General features: G+C 68.7%; 21 protein-coding genes. 6 read left to right on the forward strand and 15 right to left on the reverse strand.

Features of this window, described 5'->3' with window-relative positions; all coding sequences use genetic code 11:
* Positions 1-201 precede the first annotated feature (201 nt).
* From AB4120_RS19255 to AB4120_RS19265, 3 genes are read right to left on the reverse strand one after another with little or no spacing between them, the layout of a single operon-like run.
* Positions 202-1,170: a Bug family tripartite tricarboxylate transporter substrate binding protein gene (locus tag AB4120_RS19255; RefSeq protein WP_149138588.1), complete on the reverse strand. Its 969-nt coding sequence runs from the start codon at positions 1,168-1,170 to the stop codon at positions 202-204.
* A gap of 58 nt (positions 1,171-1,228) precedes the next feature.
* Complete coding sequence (locus AB4120_RS19260; RefSeq protein ID WP_149138587.1) at positions 1,229-1,579, reverse strand: AtuA-related protein; 351 nt, start codon at positions 1,577-1,579, stop codon at positions 1,229-1,231.
* Between the two features lie 12 nt (positions 1,580-1,591).
* Positions 1,592-2,953: an acyclic terpene utilization AtuA family protein gene (locus AB4120_RS19265; protein ID WP_149138586.1), complete on the reverse strand. Its 1,362-nt coding sequence runs from the start codon at positions 2,951-2,953 to the stop codon at positions 1,592-1,594.
* Positions 2,954-3,066: 113 nt separating this feature from the next.
* On the opposite strand from AB4120_RS19265, the gene AB4120_RS19270 reads away from it, so the two are divergent.
* On the forward strand, positions 3,067-3,957 hold the full coding sequence (locus AB4120_RS19270; protein ID WP_092294283.1) for a LysR family transcriptional regulator: 891 nt from the start codon (positions 3,067-3,069) through the stop codon (positions 3,955-3,957).
* Here the strand turns inward: AB4120_RS19270 and AB4120_RS19275 are convergent.
* The 8 genes from AB4120_RS19275 to AB4120_RS19310 all read right to left on the reverse strand — a co-directional run bounded on the left by AB4120_RS19275 (position 3,939) and on the right by AB4120_RS19310 (position 12,566).
* Entirely contained in the window at positions 3,939-4,724 is a 786-nt protein-coding gene (locus tag AB4120_RS19275; protein WP_149138585.1) for an SDR family oxidoreductase, read from the reverse strand. The genes AB4120_RS19270 and AB4120_RS19275 overlap by 19 nt on opposite strands.
* A 68-nt stretch (positions 4,725-4,792) precedes the next feature.
* Positions 4,793-5,941: an ABC transporter substrate-binding protein gene (locus AB4120_RS19280; protein ID WP_149138584.1), complete on the reverse strand. Its 1,149-nt coding sequence runs from the start codon at positions 5,939-5,941 to the stop codon at positions 4,793-4,795.
* A gap of 323 nt (positions 5,942-6,264) precedes the next feature.
* Positions 6,265-6,777, reverse strand: coding sequence for a DUF1269 domain-containing protein (locus AB4120_RS19285; protein ID WP_092294277.1), 513 nt, complete (start codon positions 6,775-6,777; stop codon positions 6,265-6,267).
* A 180-nt stretch (positions 6,778-6,957) separates the two neighbouring features.
* The gene (locus AB4120_RS19290) at positions 6,958-8,409 is read right to left on the reverse strand and encodes an acetate kinase (protein WP_149138583.1); all 1,452 of its coding nucleotides are present in this window, start codon (positions 8,407-8,409) and stop codon (positions 6,958-6,960) included.
* A gap of 78 nt (positions 8,410-8,487) precedes the next feature.
* Positions 8,488-9,639 carry a hypothetical protein gene (locus tag AB4120_RS19295; RefSeq protein ID WP_441642713.1) on the reverse strand — a complete coding sequence of 384 codons (1,152 nt, stop codon included), beginning with the start codon at positions 9,637-9,639 and terminating at the stop codon, positions 8,488-8,490.
* 14 nt (positions 9,640-9,653) lie between these two features.
* Positions 9,654-10,352, reverse strand: coding sequence for a C39 family peptidase (locus AB4120_RS19300; RefSeq protein ID WP_149138582.1), 699 nt, complete (start codon positions 10,350-10,352; stop codon positions 9,654-9,656).
* Positions 10,349-10,804 (reverse strand): hypothetical protein, encoded by a 456-nt coding sequence (locus AB4120_RS19305; RefSeq protein WP_149138581.1) that lies wholly within the window; start codon positions 10,802-10,804, stop codon positions 10,349-10,351. Before AB4120_RS19305 ends, AB4120_RS19300 begins: the two co-directional genes overlap by 4 nt.
* 169 nt (positions 10,805-10,973) lie before the next feature.
* Complete coding sequence (locus tag AB4120_RS19310) at positions 10,974-12,566, reverse strand: hypothetical protein (RefSeq protein WP_149138580.1); 1,593 nt, start codon at positions 12,564-12,566, stop codon at positions 10,974-10,976.
* A gap of 694 nt (positions 12,567-13,260) precedes the next feature.
* On the opposite strand from AB4120_RS19310, the gene AB4120_RS19315 reads away from it, so the two are divergent.
* The 4 genes from AB4120_RS19315 to AB4120_RS19330 all read left to right on the forward strand — a co-directional run bounded on the left by AB4120_RS19315 (position 13,261) and on the right by AB4120_RS19330 (position 17,133).
* A complete protein-coding gene (locus tag AB4120_RS19315; RefSeq protein WP_144201126.1) occupies positions 13,261-14,040 on the forward strand; it encodes a GntR family transcriptional regulator in 780 nt (259 codons plus the stop codon).
* Between the two features lie 82 nt (positions 14,041-14,122).
* Positions 14,123-15,193 (forward strand): tripartite tricarboxylate transporter substrate binding protein, encoded by a 1,071-nt coding sequence (locus AB4120_RS19320; RefSeq protein ID WP_149138579.1) that lies wholly within the window; start codon positions 14,123-14,125, stop codon positions 15,191-15,193.
* Positions 15,190-16,512: a 3-isopropylmalate dehydratase large subunit gene (locus tag AB4120_RS19325; RefSeq protein ID WP_149138578.1), complete on the forward strand. Its 1,323-nt coding sequence runs from the start codon at positions 15,190-15,192 to the stop codon at positions 16,510-16,512. Before AB4120_RS19320 ends, AB4120_RS19325 begins: the two co-directional genes overlap by 4 nt.
* 96 nt (positions 16,513-16,608) lie before the next feature.
* Entirely contained in the window at positions 16,609-17,133 is a 525-nt protein-coding gene (locus tag AB4120_RS19330) for a LeuD/DmdB family oxidoreductase small subunit (RefSeq protein WP_149138577.1), read from the forward strand.
* Here AB4120_RS19330 and AB4120_RS19335 read toward each other — a convergent pair.
* Positions 17,068-17,814, reverse strand: coding sequence for a phosphoribosyltransferase (locus AB4120_RS19335; RefSeq protein WP_149138576.1), 747 nt, complete (start codon positions 17,812-17,814; stop codon positions 17,068-17,070). The two genes, AB4120_RS19330 and AB4120_RS19335, sit on opposite strands and share 66 nt — an antisense overlap.
* Before the next feature lie 311 nt (positions 17,815-18,125).
* On the opposite strand from AB4120_RS19335, the gene AB4120_RS19340 reads away from it, so the two are divergent.
* Positions 18,126-18,290: a hypothetical protein gene (locus tag AB4120_RS19340; protein ID WP_187645211.1), complete on the forward strand. Its 165-nt coding sequence runs from the start codon at positions 18,126-18,128 to the stop codon at positions 18,288-18,290.
* A gap of 21 nt (positions 18,291-18,311) precedes the next feature.
* On the opposite strand, the gene AB4120_RS19345 is transcribed toward AB4120_RS19340, so the two are convergent.
* The 3 genes from AB4120_RS19345 to AB4120_RS19355 all read right to left on the reverse strand — a co-directional run bounded on the left by AB4120_RS19345 (position 18,312) and on the right by AB4120_RS19355 (position 19,751).
* Complete coding sequence (locus AB4120_RS19345; protein ID WP_244845123.1) at positions 18,312-18,995, reverse strand: class I SAM-dependent methyltransferase; 684 nt, start codon at positions 18,993-18,995, stop codon at positions 18,312-18,314.
* Positions 18,996-19,118: 123 nt separating this feature from the next.
* Entirely contained in the window at positions 19,119-19,562 is a 444-nt protein-coding gene (cynS, locus tag AB4120_RS19350) for a cyanase (RefSeq protein WP_092294258.1), read from the reverse strand.
* 51 nt (positions 19,563-19,613) lie between these two features.
* On the reverse strand, positions 19,614-19,751 hold the full coding sequence (locus AB4120_RS19355; protein ID WP_177219904.1) for a hypothetical protein: 138 nt from the start codon (positions 19,749-19,751) through the stop codon (positions 19,614-19,616).
* Positions 19,752-20,323: the final 572 nt, after the last annotated feature.

Raw genomic sequence — 20,323 nt, forward strand, 5'->3', positions numbered from 1 at the left:
CTGTCTATTTCATGGCGTTTGGCGATCTCACCATAGCCTGCCTGACCGTCCAGGTAGCTCTGGATAACTGTCAGCCTGAACTGCTCCGAGTACCGATACATGAAAAAACACCCCAAAAGTTGGTGTCCAACTTTTGGGGTGCAGTTCACGATGGCGGGCGTCTTTTTTAACATCGGGCGTACTCGTTTCTGCGTGAGCGGATTACTCCGGCTGGATGTTCGCCGACTTGATGATCCGGCCCCATTTGGCCGATTCCTGGCCCTGGAACTTGGCCAGTTCGGCCGGCGTGCTCGTGAATACCTCGGTCCCGGTTGACTGATAGAACGTGGACGCGGTGTCGCTCTTCGCCGCCTTCACCAGCAGCTGGTTGAGCTTGGTCACCACCGCCGGCGGCGTGCCGGCCGGTGCGTAGGCCGCGAACCAGTAGCTCATCTCGTAGCCCTTCACCCCCGCCTCATCGATGGTCGGCACGTCCGGCGCCAGCGGCGAGCGCGCCTTGCCCGACACGCCCAGCGCGCGCAGCTTGCCCGACTTCACCTGCGGCAGGCCGGTGGCGGTGTCCGTAATCATCATCTGGATCTGGTTGCCGAGCAGGTCGGTAATCGCCAGCGGATTGCTCTTGTACGGCACGTGCAGCAGCTGCACGTGCGCCATCTGCTGGAACAGCTCCCCCGCGATGCGCGACGACGAACTGCCGCTGCCGAAACTCAGCTTGCCCGGCTCCTTCTTGGCCAGCGCAATGAACTCGCCCACGGTCTTGGCCGGCACCTGCGGGTTCACCACCATGATCTGGCCGCCCCGGCCCAGCGCCGTCACGGGCACGTAGTCCTTCACGGGGTCGTAGGGCAGCTTCTTGAACAGGTGCTCGTTGGCGGCGTGGGTGGTGTTGGTGGTGATCAGCACCGTGTAGCCGTCCGGGCTGGCCTTGGCCACGTCACTGGCGGCGATGAAGCCGTTGGCGCCGGGCTTGTTGTCCACCACCACGGTGACCTTGCTGTCCACGGTGACGGCCTGGCCCACGGCGCGCGCAAGCTGGTCCGTGGCGCTGCCGGCCGCGAACGGCACGACGAAGCGGATCGGCTTGTCGGGGTAGTCGGCCCAGGCGCTACCGGCCGGCAGGGCCAGGCAGGCAAGCGCGACCAGGGTAAGCGGGCTGCGGAATCCGTACATCGTTGTCTCCTCGATTTGTTGTAAGAGGTCGCTGGATCAGAAGGAAGCGAAAAATCGATCAGGAAGTGCCGACGCAAAGGCGCGGCGGCACGGGAATCGGCAGGCCCAGCAGCAGGAACGCGAGCGCCTTGCCGTGGGTGTCGAGATTGAGGGCGTCGTTGACGCCGCCGTCGAGCACGCCATCGATGACGAAATTCATCGCCTGGATGGACGGCACGACGTAGCGCTTCACCGCCGTGGGCTGGCGGTGGGCGAACAGGGCCCGCACGGCGTCTTCGGTCACATGGGTCACGAGGTGATCGAAGTCACGCGCGTCGTAGGCGATGACGCTGATGTTGGAGCGATCCCCCTTGTCGCCGGTGCGGCCGTGGGCAAACTGGTAGAGCGGAGCGGTAGCGGTGGCAGTCATGGCGGTCTCCGGTCAGGCAACGAGGACGTGGGTGGGCGACACCGCATCGCGCGGCACCAGGCACGACATCGCATTGAGCCGCGCGCGCAGCGCGGTGCGCACGCCGCCGCCGCCGGCCGGGCCGCAGGTGTAGAGCGCGTTGACCTCGCGCAGCAGCGTCTGGGCCACCGCCTTGTCCTCGTGGGCGAGCGCGGCGCGCAGGCGCACGTCCTGCGCGGCGGCCTCGCCCGGCTGGGGCGCCGCCAGCATGGCGCCGCCATCGTCGGCAAACACGCTCAGCACGCCAATCAGGTCGAAGCGGATCGGCACGTCATGGCCGAGGCCCTGCATCCGCTTGCGCAGGATGTCGGCCGCCAGCCGGGCGCGCGCCGCCGCGTTGGGCCCCGCGTAGGAAATCTCGCCTTCGGCGAACCATCCGCCCTGATAGAACAGGTTGGCCTTGAGCTGCTCGGGCCGGGGGTGGCCGTGGATGTTGCGCACCGCCACGCGGTCCGGGCCGAGCTGGGTCACGGTCACGGCGCCGATGTCGGCCACTACGTCCGGCGTCAGGTAGGCGCTCGGGTCGTGGACTTCGTACAGCAGCTGCTCCTTCACCGTGCGAAGGTCCACGCAGCCGCCGGTGTTGGCCGCCTTGAAGATCTCGATGCCGCCGTCGGCGTCCAGCTGGGCGATGGGAAAGCCTACCGCGTGCACGTCCGGCACGTCCTTCATGCCCGGATCGGCAAAGTAGCCGCCGCTGACCTGGGCGCCGCATTCCAGCAGGTGGCCGGCCATGGTGGCGGCGGCCAGGCGGTCCCAGTCGTCCCAGGCCCAGCCGAAGTGCGCCATGGCCGGCCCCACCGCCAGGGCGGGGTCGGCCACGCGGCCGCAGACCACGACCTGGGCGCCGTCGCGCAGGGCATCGGCAATGCCGCGCGCGCCGATATAGGCGTTGGCGCAGACAAAGCGCGCTTCCGGGAAGGACGCGCCCACGATGCCGCGCAGCACGGCGCGGCCGGCGTCGTGCGAGAGGTCATCCCCCTCCACCACGGCCACGCGGGGCGCTTCGAGCCCAAGCTGCGCCGCCAGCGTACCGATGCGCCGCGCCGCCGCGCGCGGGTTGGCCGCGCCAAAGTTGCCGATAATGGGGATGCCGTTGGCCAGGCACAGGCCGAGTACGGGCGTCAGGAGCTGGTCGAGCAGCGGCTCGTAGCCGTGCTCGGGATCGCTGCGCCGCGCCAGTTGCGCCAGCGCCAGCGTGCGTTCGGCCAGCGTCTCGAAAATCAGCGCCGCCGGGCCACCGGCGGCAATCAGCGTGCGCACCACGGGCAGGGCGGCATCGGTGCGGTCGCCGGAGAAGCCGGCGCCGGAGCCGATCAGCAGGGGAGCAGTCATGGGCGATCGCGAAAAGAGGGGACAAGGCGATCCGATTCTAGGCTGCGCCAGCCCCACCATCAAACAGATCATTTGGATTAATCTATCGGTTCCGTGGATAAATCCAGCCCGCCATGATCCCGAACCTGTCGGTCAAGCACCTGCGCGCCTTCGTGGCGCTGGCCACGCACCGCAATTTCACGCGCGCGGCGCAGGCGTGCCACCTCTCCCAGTCGGCCTTCAGCACGCTGGTGCAGACGCTGGAGGAGCAGGCCGGCAGCCGGCTGTTCGAGCGCACCACGCGCCATGTGGAGCTGAGCGCGGATGGCCGCCGCTTCGAGGAAGTGGCGCGCCGGCTGCTGGCCGATTTCGAGACGGCGTTCGAGGACCTGCGCGACCACGCCGAGCGCCGCAAGGGCCGCGTTGCCATCGCCGCCCTGCCCTCGCTGGCGGGCGGCGACCTCCCGCCGCTGCTCGCCGACTTCCATCGCCGCTACCCGGGCATCTCGCTGGAACTGCACGACCAGCTGGCCGATGGCTGCATCGACCTCGTGCGGCGCGGCCAGGCGGACTTCGCGCTGGCCCCGGCGCCGGCCCAGGATGCCGACCTGCGCATCGAGCCGCTGGTGCACGACAACTTCCATCTGGTCTGCCCGGCCGACCATCCACTCGCGGCCAAGCGGCGCATCGCGCCGCAGGCGCTGGCCGGGCTGCCGTTCATCCAGCTGTCACGCACGAGCAGCGTGCGCCAGCATCTGGATGCGGCGCTGCACCCGCTGCGGGTCAATGGCGTGATGGAGGTGGAGCACCTGGCCACCGTGGCGGCGCTGGTGGAGGCGGGGCTGGGGGTGTCGGTGGTGCCGGCGCTGGCGCTGTTCCAGTTCCGGCGCGAGGGGCTGGCGGTGCGGCCATTGCAGATGCCGTCGCTGGTGCGCGACATCTGCCTGGTGCGGCTCAAGGAGCGGGGCGATTCAGCCGCCGCCGCGGCGATGATCGACTGCCTGCGTCAGAAGTGGCCGAGGTAGCCGCCGTCCACGGCCAGCACCTGCCCGCTGACGTACGACGCGGCCGGTGAGGCGAGGAAGACCGCCGCGCCGGCCACTTCGTCCGGCTGGCCCCAGCGGCCCAGCGAAGTCCGGTTGCGCAGCCATTCGGCGACCGTGCCGTCGGCCACCATCGACTGGTTCGGCTCGGTGGCGAAATAGCCGGGCGCGATGGCGTTGACAGTGATGCCGTGGCGGCCCAGATCTGCCGCCATGGCGCGCGTGAGGGCGTCCAGCCCGCCCTTGGTGGCCGGGTAGAGCACGTCGTTGGCGCGCGCCACCTGTCCGGCGATCGACGAGACATTGACGATGCGCCCGTACTGCCCGCGCTGCATCAGTTGCGCGGCGTGACGGCACAGCGTGTAGGGGGCGACGAGGTTGGTCTCGAGCATCGCGCGCAGGTCGCCGGCGTCGAGGTCGGCCATGGAGGCGCGGTTGCGGGTGCCGGCGTTGTTGACCAGGATGTCGAGCCGGCCCGGCCGGGTGGCGAGGGCCGCGAAGGTGGCGGCGACGGCTGCCTCGTCGGTGATGTCGAGCGGCAGGGCCTCGGCGCTGCCGCCGCTGGCCTGCAACTGCGCCACGGTGTCCGCCACGCGGTCGGCGCTGCGGGCGCAGACCAGCACGTGGGCGCCCGCGGCGGCGAGGCCGGCGGCAATCGCGCGGCCAAGGCCCTGCGCGCCGCCGGTGACCAGCGCGACGCGGCCATCGAGCGAAAATGGGGACGGAGAGACTGCGGTGGAAATCGGCATGCGGCGACTATACCGCAGCGCAGCAGCCGGAAAAACACCCCGGCATGGCGCCGGGGGTCTCTGATGCGTCAGCGAATCAGCTTGCCCGTGGACGAGACGATCGACATCTCGACGAACGACGAGCCGGTGTGGCGCGTGGGGCTGTAGCTGATCAGGATGCCGCCGAGGTCGTAGTCACGCAGCCCTTCCAGCGCGGCCACCAGCTTCTCGCGCGTGGGCTCCGGCCCGGCGCGGCGCAGCCCTTCCACGAGCACCTTGGCCGACATGAAGCCTTCCATGCCCGCGTTGCTCGGCTCCACGTTCTGGGCCTTGGCCATGCTGCGGTACTCGCTGGCGATGCTCATCTGGCTGGAGTTCATGCCCGGCACCACCTGCGTGATGATCAGCCCGCGCCCGTCGTCGCCCAGTTCCTTGATGAACGAGTCGGCGGCATTGTTGGAGAGCGTGACAAACTGCGACTCGCTGCCGGCGCGCTTCAGCTCCTTGATGATGCGCGCAGCTTCCGAGCCCGAGCCGATCACCATCACCGCCTGCGGATTGGCCTTGTGGACGTTGGCCACGCCCTGGCCGATATCGCCCATCGGCCGGTTGAACGAGGCCGACGCCGCCGGCTGCACGCCGCGCGCCTGGAGCGCGGTGGTGAAGCCTTCGAATACGTCCTGCCCGAAGCCGTCGTTGGCGTAGAAGATGGCGATCCGGCTCATGCCGGACGTGGCGAGGTGGTTGATGGCGCGGGCCACCTCGTCCTGGTACTTGGCGCGCACGTTGAACACGTAGCGGTTGACGGGGCGGTGCAGCGTGATGGCGCCGGTCAGCGGGGCCACCAGGGGCACCTTTTCCGCGCCGATGATCGGCAGGATGCTTTCGTTCTGCGGCGTGCCGCGCACCATGAACAGCGCGAAGACCTTGTCCTCGGCAATCAGCTTGCGGACGTTGTCCGGCGTGCGCTTGGCGTCGAAGCCATCGTCGTAGGTCACCAGTTCGATGCGGCGCCCGGCCACGCCGCCGTTGGCGTTGATGGTCTTCAGGTAGACCTGCGCCCCGGCGATCTGCTCCTTGACCGAGCCGGCCACCGGGCCGGTCACGCCAGCCGACTGGCCGATGCGGATGGTGCCCTTGCTGATCCCCGGTTCCGCGTGCGCGGTGTGCACCGCCACGGGCGCGACCAACCCCAGCGTGGCGGCAAGCATGCCGCACGCAAAGCTCCTTGCGTTCATTGTGACCCCTCCAAAAGCTGCTGGCTGACTAGTAATTTTTTGCCGCTGCGGCACGCGGCGCGCCCCGTAGGGACGGCCGTGCGATGCCCGCAACTTACCTCAACGGGGGTAAATGTTCAAACATTCAGGCGGGGAGGGTTGGGAGGGGTGTTGCTGCGGCAGCACACCGTTTGCCGGAATGCTCCGGGTGACGGCGCGGGTGTGGCCGCAGCATGGCGCACGACAAGCCGTGCGCCGTGGCGCGCCACGGGGGCGCGCAGGCTAAGCGTTGCAATGCAGCGAAGCGTCCCGGGAAGCGTCCCGGGAAAGGTCCCTGGATGCGCTCAGGGGAACGCCGGCACTGCGGGGTCCATCCCGGCGAAGCGGGCTTCCGGATGGGCGCGCTGGAGCAGCATCTCGATTTCCTCGATGCGGCCACGCGGCACGTCCACCATCAGCAGGAGCTTGCCCGCCTCGATGTCCTTCTCGAAGGCACGCAGCCGGCTGTTGGGGGCCGAGCTGCCGATCATGCTCGAGGCCCAGGCCCCGAACACGGCGCCCAGCACGGCCAGCACGCCGACCAGGCCCCACTGCGGCGTGTCGCTGACGATGGGGAACATCGCCACCACCACGCCGGCCACGATCCCCACGCCACCGCCCACCATCAGCCCCATCTCGGCGGCGTGGACGATGTCGGAGGTCTGGAACAGGTTCGCCTCGTGCAATCCGGTCATGTCGGAACCATCGCGCGCCACGAAATGGATGTGGCTATTCTCGATGCGGGCCAGCAGCAAGTCGTCCATGGTGCGGCGGGCGCTTGGCAGGTCGGGCAACAACCAGAAGATGCGTTTGCGCATGGCTTGTCTCCTCTTCAGGCTCAGGCCGCCCCGGCTTGGGTATCCGTCGGCGGGACGGGATAGGTTCGTTCTACTCCGTTCGCGGATCGAGTGCAAGGCGCGCCGCGGCACGCTCCGTGGTGACGCGCGCTTGAAACATCGCGCATGCGCGCCGCGCGTCACTCACGGTAGTTGCCTGCGTCAGAATGTGATCGGCAGGCGCAGCGTGACGGTCAGGTCGGGGGTGTCGCGGGTCAGGCCGGCGCCCACCGACAGGTTCAGCGTATAGCGTTGATTGAAGCGGTACGAATAGCCCACCAGCAGCGTGCCCTGCGTGATGCGCACCGAGCCCGGAATGGTCTGCCCGTTCTGCTTGGTCGGCCAGATGATGCTCTGGTCATAGCCGATACTGAACGAGGCATGCTCGTTCAGCGAGAGGCCCATGCCGAAGTTGAACTGGAAGATATCGCCCGGGGCGATCTTGCCGAGCGACTCGGTCTCGCCGTTCAGCACGGTGCGGCTGACGTTGTCCCGCGCGAAGTTGTGCAGGTAGCTGAAGGTGCCGAAGAACACCGCCGGATCGGTCGGCAGCAGCCAGGTCACGCCCGGCTGGATCGCCTGGAAGCCGGTGCCCGTCGGCATGCCCAGCGGCAGGCCGGTGCCGGTGGTATTGCTGACGCAGCGCGTCACGCAATCGGTCACCACTTCGAACGGATCCCGCCCGGTGTTCGACTTGTAGCGCAGCCAGCCGATGAAGTACGGCATCTTCTCGTTGCCGTAGTTGAGCTGGTAGCGCAGCGTCGCCTCCACGTCGCCCAGGCCGCTGCCGCTGGAGTTGAACACGTTGTCGAACGCGCTGCCGGTGAAGACTTCCCGGCTCACGGTCTGCGACTTCGAGCTGACGTAAGGGATCTTGGCTTCGATCTCGAGCCGCTTGGTCAGGCCGTAGCGGAACGCCACGGCGCTGAGGTAGGTGGTGGTCTTCACCTCGCGCACATCGATCAGGCCGATCAGCACGGCCGGGATCACCGTGTAGCCGACCAGCGCCACGCGGTTGTTCGACGAATAGCCGTACTGGAAGCTCGGCTCCACCACCAGGCTGCCTTGGGCCGTCAGCACGCCAGGCTGGTCGAAGATCGGGGCGATCTCGGGCGGACGGCCGTCCGACACCGGCGCACGGCCCACCGGCTCCTCGGCGCCGGCGAGGGACTCGCCCTGCTGGGCGCCCTGCGCCACGTTGTTTGGCGGGGCCTGGTTCTGCGGGTCGCCCGGCCCCGCAGGCTGCTGCTGGGCCTGCTGCTGCATGCCCTGCTGCACCGTGTTGTTGATCTGGGTGGCGCTGCTGCCGGCGGCCGCCGCGGCCGAGTTGGTGGACACATCGGCGCCGGTACGCTGGCCGCCGCGCTTGCGCGCGAGGGCGTCCGGGCTGATGGTGTTGCGCAGCTCGCGGATGGTGGCTTCCTGCTCCGCCAGCGCGCGCTTCATTGCTTCGAGCTGCCGGGATTGCTCCGACAGTTCCTTCTGCAGCGTCTCCAGCCGGGCGGCGGCCGGTGGCCCCGCATCCGGCGGTGTCTGGGCGTGGCTCATGCCACCCAGCAACAGCATCGTCGAGCAGCCGGCAAAACGGATGCCCTGCAGCGAACGCTTCTTCATGACGTCTTCCTCCCCCGGGGACGGCGGGCTGTCTCGCAGGAGCCCGCAACCTGTACCGCTTGTCCGCGTATTCGCGACTTACCTCATGCTGGCTGACCTTTGTATGACACTGTTCAGCGCAGTATTTGCCATCTGCGTGCGGAACGCCGCCAGCGTGTTCACGCTGGCGTTGATTGTCATCAGGCTCTGAATGCTCTGGTTGTTAAGCGTATTCTGGATCACCGTGCTCGGCATGTTCGCCATCGCACCAACGTTGGCGGTGTTGCCCGCACCGTTCTGCACGATGTTCGTCATGCCGTTGGTGACCACCGTGCCGGTGGCCGTGGCCACGGCCTGCGAGGCCATGCCCGCCGCGCCCTGCGCCGTGGCATTGGCACCCTGCGCGGCTGCGTTGGCCGCCGCCTGGGCCGTGCCCGCCGCCCCCTGGGCGCTGGCCGCCGCGCCATTGGCCGTGGCGGTGGCCGACTGCCCGGCCGTACCCGCCGCACCCTGCGCATTGGCGGCTGCGGCATTGGCGGCCGCCACGGCGCCGTTGGCTGCGGTATTGGCGTTGGCCACGGCAGCCGCCACGCCGCCCAGCGTGGCTTGCAGCTGCTGCGCCTGCGCGGCGGTGATGCGGCTCACATCGGGAATGTTGATGCTGGTGGCCACGGCCAGCGCGCCGTTGACGAACACTGCACGGTCGATGCCGAAGCTGACCTGCAGGCCGCCGACGTCAAACCCGCCGCGCTGCTTGTCGAGCCGCGCCTGCGCCACCGGTTTCCATTTGGCCATGCCGCCGCGCGCATCGGTCACCGGCGCGTCGGGCTCGCGCGTGGCAACGGTCATGGCCGTTGCCAGCGGATCCTTGGCGGCGCGGTGCTTCGCCGCGGGGGCCCTGGCCACCGGTTCCTCGGACGCAGGCGCTTGGGCAAGGGGGCTAACAGGATTAACGGGAGGTGCCGCTACGCGCTCGACAGGTGGCGGCACGGGGATATCGGCGGCCAGCTCCACTTGCGTGGGCATCGCTGGCAGATCGATGGCATGGGACACGGCCACGGCCGGGAGTTGCGGCGCGGTGGGACCATCGGCGGTCGCGCTCAGCGCGATGTCGATCGCCGTATCCGGCATGGGTACATCCATACTGGCGCAGGCATTGCCGGCGCAGGCCAGACCCGCGCCCAGCAGTGCCATCGCCGCCGCACTGCCGGCTCTGCGCCGGAGTGCGGGTGAAGCGGTTGTCAGGACCATGACTGCTCCTCGACTCAGAAATCGTTCACGCCATGCTTGGGCATGACGGTGAAATACAGGCTGTCGCGGTTGATCCCCGAAGAGTAGGGTCCGGTTGGCGCGACGCGCCAGTCGGACACCAGATTAAATCGCGCGTTTTCGGTGCGGTTGTGGATCACGAACAGCAGCTGGCTGTCCCAGATCCGCTCGAAGTGCTCCCGCTCCAGCGAGCGCGTGCCCCGTGCCGGATCGCCGATCAGCACGCGGTTGCCCCTCACGCCCTTCACCACGACGAAGTGGTGATAGCCGTTCTCGACGATCAGCACGATCGCCGGTACCTGCGTTTCCTCCAGCTTGGAGAGCGGCAGCTCGTAGCCATCGGCCAGGAACCCGCGTGACTCCAGAAAGCGCTTCATGTCGAGCAGCGAGAACCCCTCGGCCCGAATCTTGGCCTGGTCGCCGTTGACATACATGTTGGCGAAGACCACCTGCTCCGTAACCGGGTAGCCATACTGGTAGGTCAGCAGCGTTGCCACGGCGGCCGAGCCGCAACTGAAGTCGAACTGCTGGCGGATGGTGCTGCGATACCGGGCCTCGCGGAGGCTGGTGACCGGCACGTTGTAGCTCTTGCCGCCGTCGGCGGGCACGTTGATGTAGTCGGCGCGGGCAGCGGAAAAGCTCCCCAGCGTCGCCGCCACGGTGGCGGCGGCCAGCAACAGGCGGCGCATGATCATTTGAACTGGACGTTGAGGATGGTCGCGTTCTGGATCAGCACGTTGTTGCCCGAGTTCTGGATCACGGTGGGCAGGCCCGCCGCGTTCGAGAACGCGCCATCGGAAACGATGTTGCTGCCAGACAGCGTGTTGATGGCGGCGTTGTCCGCCACGGTGCCGTGCAGACGCATGTCGTTGACGACGAGTTCGGAGCCGCCGCGTACGCCGTCCAGCTTGTCGCTGCCAACCGCGCGTGCCGTGGAGCCGAACAGATTGTTCCTGGGTGCCGCGTCCGGCTGGACCGCCGTGACGCTCGCCGCTGCGCCGGCCACCGCGGTGGCTGCGCCAGATTCACTGCTGGCCACCGCCACGGCCGATGCCTCGGCGGTCGGTGGTCCTGCCACGGCCTGGGCGAACGGCCAGGCCAGGAGAGCTGTCGTAACTGCCATGACAGCGGAGCGATGCGAACACATGGTGCGTCTCCCTCTTGTTCCGACCTCGCGGCTCCCACCCGGGCCGCGCCGCCGGACCTCCCAGGCACCTCGACAAACAGGCATCCCGGCCCTTGCAGGCGCCGGGATACCGTCATCTCGAATGCCAACCGTGCAAGCCTCCGGCCGAAGCCGGAGGACTCACTCGGACTTAGCGACCGGCATTCACGTTCGCCTGGACGTTGACGCTTTGCTGCACCAGCGACGCCATACCGCTGTTCTGGCTGGCGATCATGACGCCTGCGGCGGATTGCCCGACGCTGGTCATGGTGTTGGACATGTTGAAGGTGCCGGCATCGACGATGTTGTAGCCACCGTTGCCGCCAGCGCCGCCGACTGCACCGTTGCCGGTGCCGCCCGTGCCGCCATTGCCCACACCGCCTGCGCCGCCTGCGCCGCCCGTGCCCGATGCGGCGCCCACTGCGCCGCTGCCGGCCGTGGCGCTACCGTTCGAAGCAAGGGTGCTCGAGCTGCCATTGGTGGCCGTGCCGCCCGCGCCGCCGTTGCCGGCAGTGCTGGTTTGCGTGCCGCCCGCGCCGCCCGTGGCCGTTGCCGCGCCAGCCGTGGCCGTTGCCGCACCGCCCGTGCCTGCGCCGCCGGCGCCGCCCGAACCCGTGGAGGTTCCGCCCACTGCCGTCGAGGTGCCCGAGCCACCCGCTGCGCCTGCACCGCCCGTGGCCGTGCCGGAGCCGCCCGTGCCGGAGCCCGAGCCGCCCGTGCCGCTGCCGGCACCGCCGCTCGCCGTTACGGCACCGGCAGAGCCTGCGCCGCCAGCGCCGGCCGTGGCCGAGCTGGTGCTGCCTGCGCCGCCGCCCTTCTCGTTACCCGAGCTGGAGCCCGCACCACTGCTGCCGCCCAGGGCTGCGCTGCCGCCGAGTGCACTGCCGCCAGCGCCCAGCGCCTTGCCACCGGCGCCCAATGCACTGCCGCCAGCGCCCAGTGCGCCACCGCCACGGCCGCCGTCGCCGCCAATCGCGCCGCTGTAGCCGCCGCCGGCACCCGCAAGGGCCGAGCCGCCACGGCCACCCACGCCAAGGCTGGCGCTGAGGGAGCTGCCGCCACTCGAGCGGGCGTTGCCGCCATCACCGGCCCAGCCGCTGGCGTTGCCGCCGCGGCCGCCGTCACCGGCGGTTGCGCCGCCGTTGGTGGCCGCACCAGCCGTGGCGCTGCCGTTGGTGGCGCTGCCGCCCGAACCGCCCGAGCCGCCATTGCCGCTGTTGCCGCCGTTGCCGCCATTGCCGCCGCTGCCGCCTTCACCCGTGCCACCATAGCCACGGCCGCCCGCACCACCCGCAGCGCCATTGGCATTGCCGCTGTTGGTGGCATAGTTGCCGATGTTGCTGATGGTATTGCCGGACACCGTGCCGCTGAGTCGGCTGACGGCGATGGCCTTGGTCGAGTTGAAGGAATTGGCGATCGACGACGTGGCCGTGCCGCCGTTGGCCGCCGCCGCATTACCCCAGCCATCCACGCTTTGGGTCACGCGGGTGCTGACGCGGGTGGACGTCCTGTTGGACGTCAGCGTGGCCGTCTTGTTGGAAGTCTTGTTGGTGGTGGTGGTGCTGTTGTCCTGAGTCGCAGTGGAATTCTCGTTGGCGTTGGCGCCATCGCCTTGGGTGGAAGTTGCGGTGGCGGTCTGCGTGTTGTCGCCCTCGCCCGAGTCATTGTTGGTTGTCGGGTTCGCATAGGCCTGGCTACCAAAGAAGGCCAATGTAATCGCCGACGCCAGTAAAGTCTTTTTCATACGATGCTCCCAGGAAGTTTGTGCTGCGGCTCAGCCTCCGGCCGGCGCTCTCGAGAACATCGGCTGGAGGTTCAGGTCCGGCACGGGGCCAGACCAGCCTCCCCTTGCGCACAAACAGTGCCAGCGGGCGCGTCGCGCCGTGTAATCCTTTGAAATACAAGGGCTACAACCCGGTGACAGGGAACTTTTCGCGCGGCAACCCATCGCCGATGATGCTGCGATGCTGTGAACCGCAGTAGACATGTCACAGCGTTGAGACACCGCTAGCCGCATAGCAGCGTGGGTGCTCCGTGCGAACCGGAAAAAACCGTGATTTTTCAGCAGCTTGGCACGGTGCCTAGGGGAACCCCGCAGCGCAGCGCCCCGTTGCGGCGGTGAAACAGCCCGGGCGAGGTGACCGCTACGCAATCACATGGCCTGCGCGAAGTGTCGGATATGTCAAGAATTGCAATCCCTGATAGGAATCCCGCCCCGGGTGACCGCGTCAGTGCGACGTGAGCACCGGCTTTCAGAGGGAATCCCGCCCGGCGGCACGTCTTTCTTGCGCGCGCCGCGCCGACGATGCGGGACCGCAACAAATGCGGGCGCGCGGAGTGCGCAGAGCGCCGCCGGCCTGTTTCATGCTAGGCTCTATGTCTGATTTAACGTACATTAGTCTCGTCTAGGACTTGTCAGCGCATCCGCAAGGGAAACCATGAGTGAAGCCGTCGTTCCCCTGTATCACCAGATTTACGTAGTCCTCCGCCAGCAGATCGTGGAAGGCCGTTTCGGGCAGGGCCCGCTGCCGGGCGAGATCGACCTCGCCAAGCAGTTCCACGCTTCCCGCGTGACCATGCGCCGCGTGTTCGACCGCCTGGTGCAGGAAGGTCTCGTGCGGCGTCACCGTGGCCTGGGGACCTTCGTGAACCCGCATCCGGTGAAGCCGGCCGCCACCGAGGAGCGCACCACCAGCCTGCTCGGCAACATCATTGACATGGGCGAGAAGACCGCCGTCAAGGTGATCTCGATCGACGAAGTGCACGCCACCCCCGATGTGGCCGAGGCACTCAAGCTCGAGCCGGGCGACCCCGTGGTGAAGATCGTGCGCGTGCGCCACTACCGCGACCGTCCGCTCTCGCATATCACTGTCTATTTGCCCGTGGACCTGGGCCGCCCGCTGCAGCGCAAGGACCTGGAGGGCACGCCGATCCTGCGCCTGCTGGAAGCCGCCGGCGTGGAGCTTGGCCGCGCCAGCCAGGTGCTGACCGCGCGCCTGGCCGACGTAGTGGTGGCCCCGCTGCTCGACGTACCCGTGGGTGGGGCACTGCTGGCCGTGCGCCGCGTGGTGCTGGACAAGGCCGGCCGCCCGGTGCAACTGCTGCTGGGCCAGTACCGGCCCGACCGCTATGAGTACCGCATGGACCTGTCGCCGATGGGCGGAGACAGCGCCAACGTGTGGGTGGAAAACGAGACCCGCACCGGCCTGCGCGACTGACCCCCCTCCTGTCCACTGCCGCGCGCGGCGGATTCCGGGCGATACTGCGCACTCCTGATCACACTGTCGAGGAGCTACCGTCATGCCAGTCGTCCGCCCGCGCGCGCACCAGCCCGCTTGCCAGCCTGCCTGTCCGCCCGCCCGCGCTGCTGTTCTTCGCCTGACTTCCCGCCTGTTCCGCACCCCCGCCGCGCTGATGGCCTCGGCCTCGGCGGCGCTGTGCGTGGCGCTCGCCCTGCCCGCCGGCGCGCACGCCGCGGTGGCCGGCGGCAAGCCGATCCGCATCCTCGTGGGTGCGCCGGCCGGCGGCACCACGGACACCCTGGCGCGCACCATCGCCCAGGAAATGTCGCAGTCGCTGGACCAGCCGGTGGTGGTGGAGAACCGCCCCGGCGCCGGCGGCAATATCGCGGCGGACATGGTGGCCAAGAGCGCGCCCGATGGCAGCACGCTGCTGATGAGCTTCACCAGCCATACCATCAACGCCACGCTCTACAAGAAGCTGCCGTTCGATCCGATCCAGGACTTCACGCCGATCACGCTGGTGGCCACGGTGCCGAGCGTGCTGGTGGCCACGCCGAAACTGCCCGCCAACAACATCCCCGAACTGATCCGGCTGGCCAAGTCCGAACCGGGCAAGCTCAATTTCGGCATCGGCTCGGTCGGCTCGTCGGTGCATCTGGCCGGTGACATGTTCAAGATGATGACCGGCACCTACATCGTCAACATCCCCTACAAGGGCACCACGCCGGCCATCACGGACCTGCTGGCCGGGCAGGTGGACCTGATGTTCGCCAGCACGCTCAACGTCGCCCAGCACGTGAAGGCGGGCAAGCTCAAGGTGCTGGGCGTGACCAGCCCCGCCCCGCTGCCCCAGTTCCCGGGCGCGCAGCCGATTGGCGCGACGGTGAAGGGCTTCGAGTCCAGCGCGTGGTTCGGCCTGTTCGGGCCGGCCAACCTGCCGCCGAAGGTGACCCAGGCGCTGTATCAGGCCGCGCGCCATGGGCTGGAGTCGCCAGCGGTGCGCAAGCGGCTCGAGAACGACGGCGCCCAGCCGAGCGCGATGGCGCCGGACGCCTTCGCCACCTTCGTCAAGCAGGACGTGAAGCGCTGGGCCAGCGTGGTGAAGTATTCGGGGGCCCAGCCGGAATGACGCGCCCGAGCGGCCACGCCGCCGAGCCTCCCACGCCCCCGCCGGCCACGCTGGCGCAGAAGCTCGTCGCCCGCGCCGCTGGCGTGGCGCACGTCACGCCGGGCACGGTGGTGATGTGCCAGGTCGACCTGGCGATGGCGCACGATTCCAGCGGCCCGCGCCGCGTGGCGCCGCTGCTGCGCGAGCTGGGTGTCAAGGTGTGGGACCCCTCGCGCTTCGTGGTGGTGACCGACCACTACGTGCCGGCCGCCGACCCCGACGCCGAAGCCATCGTCCGCTTCACGCGCGACTGGGTCCGTGAGGCCGGTATTTCGAACTTTATCGATGGCCAGGGCATCTGCCACGTGGTGCTGCCCGAGCAGGGCCACGTGCTGCCGGGGCGCTTCATCGTCGGCGGCGACAGCCACACGCCCACCGGCGGCGCGTTCGGCGCCTACATGTTCGGCATCGGCGCCACCGAAATGGCCGGCGTGCTGGCCACCGGCGAGATCTGGCTGCGCGTGCCGCAGACCATCCGCATCGACTGGCGCGGCGCGCTGGGCACCGGCGTCTGCGCCAAGGACATGATGCTGTTCCTGTGCGCCCAGCTCGGCATGGCCGGCGGCCACTACGAGGCCATCGAGTACACCGGCGCCGCCGTCACCGCCCTGCCGATGCAGGAGCGCATGACCCTCTGCAATATGAGTACCGAGTTGGGCGCGCAGACCGGGCTGGTCGCGCCGGACGCCACCACCCTGGCGTGGCTGGCCGAAGCCGGCGTGGATGCCGCCACGCTGGCCGCCATCGACATCCGCCACTTGCGCAGCGATGCCGGCGCGCCGGTACGGGCCACCCATCGTTTCGATGCCAGCACGCTCGCGCCCCAGGTGGCCGCGCCGCATTCGCCGGCCAACAGCGCACCGGTGGAGCTCAGCGCAGGCCAGCCGGTGGAGATTGCCTACCTGGGCGCCTGCACCGGCGCCAAGCTCGAAGACCTGCGCCTGGCCGCCAGCGTGCTGCGCGGGCGCAAGGTGGCGCCTGGCGTGTCGCTGCGCGTGGCCCCGGCCTCCCTGCGAGACCAGGAGCAGGCCGCGCGCGAGGGCACGCTGCAGGTGCTGACCGATGCCGGCGCGGCCCTGCTGCCCAACGCCTGCAACGCCTGCGCCGGCTATGGCGCGAGCCGCTTCCCGGCCGGCAGCCACGCCATCGCCTCCACCGCGCGCAACTTCGCGGGACGCATGGGCGATACCGGCAGCGAAGTCTGGCTGGGCTCGCCGCTGACCGTGGCGGCCAGCGCGGTGACCGGGCGCATTACCGACCCACGCACGCTGCTCGCCTGAACACGCCGTATCCGTCGTTCCCGTCGTTCCCGTCGTTCCCGTCGTTTCCGTCGTCCCCAAAAAGAACCAGAAAACCGAAGACAGACAACGTTTCACATGCCCCCCGCCCCCGAATTCTCCCTGCCGCACGCCGGCCGGATCTGGCGCTTTGGCGATGATGTCGATACTGACGCCATGGCGCCCGGTACCTATATGAAGGCCGGCATCGACGTACTCGCCCAGCATTGCCTGGCCGCGCTGCGGCCGGAGTTTCCGGCGTCCGTGCGCCCCGGCGACCTCGTCGTGGCCGGCAACAACTTCGGCATGGGATCCTCGCGCGAGCAGGCCCCGCAGGCCCTGCGCCACCTCGGCGTGGCCGCCGTCATCGCGCCGTCCTTCGCGGGACTGTTCTATCGCAACGCGCTCAATCTTGGCCTGCCGGTGATGGTGTGCGCGCAGGCGGCGTTGCTGGCCGATGGCACGCGCGCCACGCTGGACCTGGACGGCGCACGCATCCGGCTCGAGGACGGCACGCACCTGGCGTGCGAGCCGATGCCGGACTTCCTGCGCGCGCTGCTACGGGCGGGTGGGCTGGTGCCGCACCTGAAGGCCCGGCTGGCTGCCCGTGCCGGGAATGGCTGACATCTGCGCCTGGCGCAGCAGCGTCAGCGCCTCCTCGTCGCTGGTCTGCGTGAAGTCGAGGTAGAAGGCGCCCACGGCGCCGAAACTGTCCGGGGTCTTCAGGCACACCACCTCGTCTGCCACTTCGCGCAGCGTATCGAGCCCGTCCGCCGCCCCGACCGGGATCGCCGCGACCACCCGCGCCGCGCCGGCGGCCCGCACCGCGAGCAGGGCCGCGCGCATGGTGGCGCCGGTGGCCACGCCATCATCGACGACGATCACCTGCCGCCCCTGCATCGGCGTGACGGCTTGCCCGCCGCGATAGCGCTGCTGGCGCCGGCAGATCTCGTTGAGCTGGCGGCCGCGCTCGGCGTCGAAGGCGCCGGACTCCACCGAGCGGCGCGCCCACGGATCGTCATTGACCACGGTGTGCGGCTCGCCGCCGCTGGCATCGCCCTCCACCACCGCGCCCAGCGCCAGTTCCGGATAGCCGGCGGCGCCGATCTTGCGCACCAGCAGCACGTCGAGCTTGCCATCCAGCGCGCGCGCCACTTCGAAAGCCACGGGTACGCCACCGCGCGGCAGCGCCAGCACGAGCACCGGCTGGCCATCATCGGTATGGCCCAGCCCGCGTTCCGCGAGGTGACGGCCCAGATACGCGCCCGCCTCGCGGCGGTCGGCATAGCACGGCGGTAGTGTCATGGCGTGCTCCCGCAGGCGTTGGCGGTGAGGGGAAGGGAACAGAAGGGGATGGGCGCCGCGACGGTGCGGCTCCCCAGCCCACTATAGACCCGTCACGGGAAGGCGGCGGCGCTTTGTGGGGGAAGGGTGGACCCTATCGCCCCGATAGCCCACGACGATTGATGGCGATCGTGAAATAGTGTTTTGAGGCGCGCGCCGATGATCCGCACGCATGGCTTGGGTAGGATGCAATCCGTGGCGGCGATCCCGCCCATCGAACTTCCAGACATCCCGGCGCCCAGAACGCGCCATCGACTTGAGCGAGCGTTACCGTGAATCCGCAACAGACCTCCCGCACCGACGACCAGACCGCCCATCACGACCTGGACCTGGACATCCCCTTCGGCTCGCTCGACGCAGCCGCCATGGCAGAACTGCCCTACACCTTCCGGCAATCCGGCCACTGCACCCGCTATTACAACGAGTTCTTCGGCTGAAATTGAGCCGGGGCTTGTGGATCAGGCCTCGCGCGGCCGGCAGATCATGAAGTATTGCGAGCTGAGCCACCACGGCAGCTGACGCAGTGGGCTGGTGGATTCGGCTTCCACGTCAAAGCGTGTGCTCACCTGCGCACGCAGCTTGCGGAAGTCGAAACCCTTGTGGGTATGGCGGGGATTGTCGGGCCGTGTGACCGGCAGTCCCACCAGCGCCCGCAACGCCTCGCCCGGCGTATGATCCATGCGTAACGTGCGTTCGCTGACCATGCCGTTGAGCAGCTTCGGCACGATGGCGACGCCGTACATCACCGGCACCGAGATGATCAGCGTACCGCTGGGGCGCAGGATGCGCAGGGCGTCGTCGAGGAAGGTGTCCACCTCGTCCGCATAGAGGTGCTCGCAGACTTCGAAGGCGGTCAGCATGTCCACCGAGTCGCTGGGCTGGGCGTCCATCTCCGCCAGATAGCGGATCTCGGGGTAGTCCGGGGTCTTGTAGGGGTCGAGTCCGGCCAGCGACAGGTCAGGCCGCGCCTGCCCGAGCCGGTGCAGGAACAGCCCCGGCCCCGCGCCAAAGTCCACCACCGTGCCGCCGTGCGGGCAGCGGGCGGACACCATGCCGAGACCCAGCGCGATCCGGCTCCGGTGCGCGAAGCGCGCCAGCGGGTTGGACGCGTTGATGGTCTGCTTGTCGTAGGTGATCTGCATGGCCCGTGTCTCCCCCAGGGTTGCCGCATGGCAGTTTCCTGCATTCTGGCGAGGGAAGGCGCGCGGCCTCTGTGCGATCCGACACACGGAAATGCCGGGGCGGCCTGCCCGCCCCGGCGCCCTTCAATACGTCTTGTAGGGCAGGAACTTGCCGGACATCTCGATGCGGACGCGGTCCCCGTTGGGGTCCGCTTCGCGCTGGAGGTCCATGCGGAAGTCGATGGCGCTCATGATGCCGTCGCCAAACTCCTCATGGATCAGCGCCTTGAAGGTGGTGCCGTACACGCTGACCAGCTCGTAGAAGCGGTAGATCAGCGGATCGGTCGGGACCTGGGTGGGCAGCGAGCCCTTGTACGGCACGGTGCGCAGCCACGGTTCGGCTTCGGCGGGGAGGTCGAAGATCTCCATCACGGCGCGGGCGCCGGCTTCGTCGAACACCATCTGGCCCAGGCACGCGGCCGTTGTCCATTCCTTGCTCTTGCCCACGCGCTCGGCCACCTGCGCCCAGGAAATCCCGCGCCTGACCTTGGCTTCGATGATCAGATCGGTCACGTCACTGCGATTCATGTTCCCTCCGTTGGTCGTTGGAATTCGCCCCGGAGAGAACGGCGGATGAGGTCACGGCACGCTGGAGCGCTCCATGACCGCGACGGCATCGCCCCTGTCTTCGAACTGCATCCGCGCGAAACGCGGCACCGACAGCGGGCTCAGGCCTTCGAGCGCCTGCAGGATCAGCACGATGAACATGACCGGCATGACGTCCTCCCTCGGGAATACGGCGAACAGACTGGCGCAAGCTTCGTGCCACGCGCGCGGCCCCGGAATCGGCTGCCGATGACGCACCGTGGGGCGTTTTCGGAGACCGCCGAGGGCGTCGGCGCGGGGTGCGCACCGTTGCGGGGAAGCCCGAAGCGCGGGGCGCACAGGTTGAAGCGTACCCGTTTCTGCGCAAAACGTGGCGGCATCGATCAAGGCTGACAGCCTTCGATCGGCGCCCGGTGCACGCCGCTGCCCTAGCAAATCTTTGCAGCAGACATTTCCGATGTAACGCCACATTACCCTGGGCCTGCCGGCGGACCGCGGCGCGGGCGTAGGCGTCACTTCGCCGCCAGGCCTTGCCAGACAAGGGCTGGCGGGCGATGGGAGAAGGTCTCCGGGAGGCTTTTTCGCCGCATCCGGCGCGAAGACAGCCTTACAAGTGCAACCGCGCGGAGCCGGGGTGCGTCGCTACAGTGAAGCCGTGTTCAACGCGAACCGCCACCGAGCGAATCGCATACGGAGTCCCCCACATGAAACGCGCCATCGCCCTGACCCTCTTGCTGGCCACC

Origin of the sequence: Cupriavidus sp. 2KB_3, from assembly GCF_052115685.1 — a bacterium.
In the GTDB taxonomy this organism is placed as follows: Bacteria; Pseudomonadota; Gammaproteobacteria; order Burkholderiales; family Burkholderiaceae; genus Cupriavidus; species Cupriavidus campinensis.

What these genes read in the sequence shown, in the direction of transcription:
- AB4120_RS19325 (WP_149138578.1), top strand. Translation starts at nt 15,190, where the DNA reads ATGACGCGCCCGAGCGGCCACGCCGCCGAGCCTCCCACGCCCCCGCCG.
- AB4120_RS19255 (WP_149138588.1), bottom strand. Translation starts at nt 1,170, where the DNA reads ATGTACGGATTCCGCAGCCCGCTTACCCTGGTCGCGCTTGCCTGCCTG.
- AB4120_RS19290 (WP_149138583.1), bottom strand. Translation starts at nt 8,409, where the DNA reads ATGAAGAAGCGTTCGCTGCAGGGCATCCGTTTTGCCGGCTGCTCGACG.
- AB4120_RS19300 (WP_149138582.1), bottom strand. Translation starts at nt 10,352, where the DNA reads ATGATCATGCGCCGCCTGTTGCTGGCCGCCGCCACCGTGGCGGCGACG.
- AB4120_RS19285 (WP_092294277.1), bottom strand. Translation starts at nt 6,777, where the DNA reads ATGCGCAAACGCATCTTCTGGTTGTTGCCCGACCTGCCAAGCGCCCGC.
- AB4120_RS19270 (WP_092294283.1), top strand. Translation starts at nt 3,067, where the DNA reads ATGATCCCGAACCTGTCGGTCAAGCACCTGCGCGCCTTCGTGGCGCTG.
- AB4120_RS19330 (WP_149138577.1), top strand. Translation starts at nt 16,609, where the DNA reads ATGCCCCCCGCCCCCGAATTCTCCCTGCCGCACGCCGGCCGGATCTGG.
- AB4120_RS19265 (WP_149138586.1), bottom strand. Translation starts at nt 2,953, where the DNA reads ATGACTGCTCCCCTGCTGATCGGCTCCGGCGCCGGCTTCTCCGGCGAC.
- AB4120_RS19335 (WP_149138576.1), bottom strand. Translation starts at nt 17,814, where the DNA reads ATGACACTACCGCCGTGCTATGCCGACCGCCGCGAGGCGGGCGCGTAT.
- AB4120_RS19355 (WP_177219904.1), bottom strand. Translation starts at nt 19,751, where the DNA reads ATGCCGGTCATGTTCATCGTGCTGATCCTGCAGGCGCTCGAAGGCCTG.
- AB4120_RS19275 (WP_149138585.1), bottom strand. Translation starts at nt 4,724, where the DNA reads ATGCCGATTTCCACCGCAGTCTCTCCGTCCCCATTTTCGCTCGATGGC.
- AB4120_RS19280 (WP_149138584.1), bottom strand. Translation starts at nt 5,941, where the DNA reads ATGAACGCAAGGAGCTTTGCGTGCGGCATGCTTGCCGCCACGCTGGGG.
- AB4120_RS19305 (WP_149138581.1), bottom strand. Translation starts at nt 10,804, where the DNA reads ATGTGTTCGCATCGCTCCGCTGTCATGGCAGTTACGACAGCTCTCCTG.
- cynS (WP_092294258.1), bottom strand. Translation starts at nt 19,562, where the DNA reads ATGAATCGCAGTGACGTGACCGATCTGATCATCGAAGCCAAGGTCAGG.
- AB4120_RS19310 (WP_149138580.1), bottom strand. Translation starts at nt 12,566, where the DNA reads ATGAAAAAGACTTTACTGGCGTCGGCGATTACATTGGCCTTCTTTGGT.
- AB4120_RS19320 (WP_149138579.1), top strand. Translation starts at nt 14,123, where the DNA reads ATGCCAGTCGTCCGCCCGCGCGCGCACCAGCCCGCTTGCCAGCCTGCC.
- AB4120_RS19345 (WP_244845123.1), bottom strand. Translation starts at nt 18,995, where the DNA reads ATGCAGATCACCTACGACAAGCAGACCATCAACGCGTCCAACCCGCTG.
- AB4120_RS19260 (WP_149138587.1), bottom strand. Translation starts at nt 1,579, where the DNA reads ATGACTGCCACCGCTACCGCTCCGCTCTACCAGTTTGCCCACGGCCGC.
- AB4120_RS19315 (WP_144201126.1), top strand. Translation starts at nt 13,261, where the DNA reads ATGAGTGAAGCCGTCGTTCCCCTGTATCACCAGATTTACGTAGTCCTC.
- AB4120_RS19295 (WP_441642713.1), bottom strand. Translation starts at nt 9,639, where the DNA reads ATGGTCCTGACAACCGCTTCACCCGCACTCCGGCGCAGAGCCGGCAGT.